Annotated in this window: 1 protein-coding gene; it reads left to right on the top strand. The window is 65.7% G+C overall.

Annotation, left to right across the window (positions count from 1 at the left end; genetic code table 11):
* On the top strand, window positions 1-1507 hold a 1507-nt coding region (locus tag AB6O04_RS20620), incomplete at both ends, for an NEL-type E3 ubiquitin ligase domain-containing protein (RefSeq protein ID WP_368566297.1).

Below are 1507 nucleotides of genomic sequence, written 5' to 3'. Positions count from 1 at the left end.
CGTGCCGAGCCCGGCGAACGTCGCGTCGAGGCCGCCGAGCGGATGCGCAACATCGGGCTGCCGGGTTATTTGGATTTGTCGCGACTGCAGCTTCGCGACCTGCCGCCACTTCCGGCCGACCTGGCCTGGCTCGACTGTAGGGATAACGCGCTAACCCAGTTGCCGGTGTTGCCGGCTCGCCTGGAAATGCTCCAGTGCCAAAACAATCCCCTGGGCCGCCTGCCTGCGCTACCGAGCTCGCTTCAGGACCTCGACGTGAGTGGCTGCCCAGTAACCGCGCTACCTGCGCTTCCCGCCAAGCTGCAACAGCTTGGGGCGGCCCACTGCCAGTTGACGTCGGTGCCGCCGAGGTGGCCAGCCAATTTGGGCGTTTTGGATTTTGAGGGAAACCAGATCGCACGGATGGATCAGATACCCGCGCGTAGGCCCGGACTTTTCTGGGAATGCAACCTGCGCCATAATTTGCTGACGGCGTTGCCGAGCAATGTGCAGCACCGCAATCCCGGCGGCACGCTACATCTGGAAGGCAATCCGCTGTCCGCGCACGCGCTTGAACAGCTGTCACAGTTGAGGAACGATCCGCGTTACGTGGGCCCGGACATCACTTTTTCGATGGACGCGTCCGACCCGTCAATGTCCCGTCCCGTTCGCCCCCTGCACGACGCGGCCGCGGCCTGGTATCCCTCGGAGGCCGCGCATGCTGCCGTGGCGCGCTGGACCGCCTTCGAGGGCGAAGTCGCCGCCTCGCAGTTCGCGCAGTACCTGGATAAGCTCGCCCAGTCCATCAATGCCACCCAGGCCGCTGTGGCGGCGCCGTTCCGGGCCCATGTCGGCGAATGGCTCGAGCACCTCGCCACGCATCCGGTGCTGCGCCAGGACACCTTCGCCATCGTCGCCCCCGGCAACGAGGCGTGCGAGGATCGGGCCGCCGTGGTGCTGCTGCAGATGACCCGTCTGCGCGTGAACCACGACGTAGAGACCGGGCACCATGACGCACACCCGGCAACATTGCTGGAGCTCGTGCAGGGCAACCGCCGCCTGGAAGCGTTGGAAACCATTGCGCTCGACAAAATGCGTACAATGCGCGCCGTGGACGATGTCGAAGTGGTGCTGGCCTACCCGGTGGGCTTACGTGAACGCTTGCGCCTGCCGATCGGCGTGGAGGCCATGCGCTTTGGCGCTGTCTCGGGCGTCACCGAGGACGATCTTGGCCGCGCCGAAGCGCAGGTCAAGGCGTTGGACGCCACCTTCCCCGAGTACCTGGCCAATCACGTGCCCTTCCATCACGTGCTCGAACGCTGGGATCGGGCGGCATTCGAGAGGGCGCAGGAGGCGCGGGACGATTTTATCGCCACCGGGTACGCGGCCGCAGTACAAGCCCGCATTGCCGCGACCGCGCAGGACCTGCGCGAGGACGCGGGAGCCATGAGTCAGGCCGGGCAGGCGGCTTTGAATGAGTTGCACAACCGGGTCTTTGGACCGCTGGTCCAACGCTACTTGGAGGCTC

The organism is Pseudoxanthomonas sp. UTMC 1351 (assembly GCF_040948865.1).
In the GTDB taxonomy this organism is placed as follows: domain Bacteria; phylum Pseudomonadota; class Gammaproteobacteria; order Xanthomonadales; family Xanthomonadaceae; genus Pseudoxanthomonas_A.
This window is presented reverse-complemented; position numbering and strand designations above follow the sequence as displayed.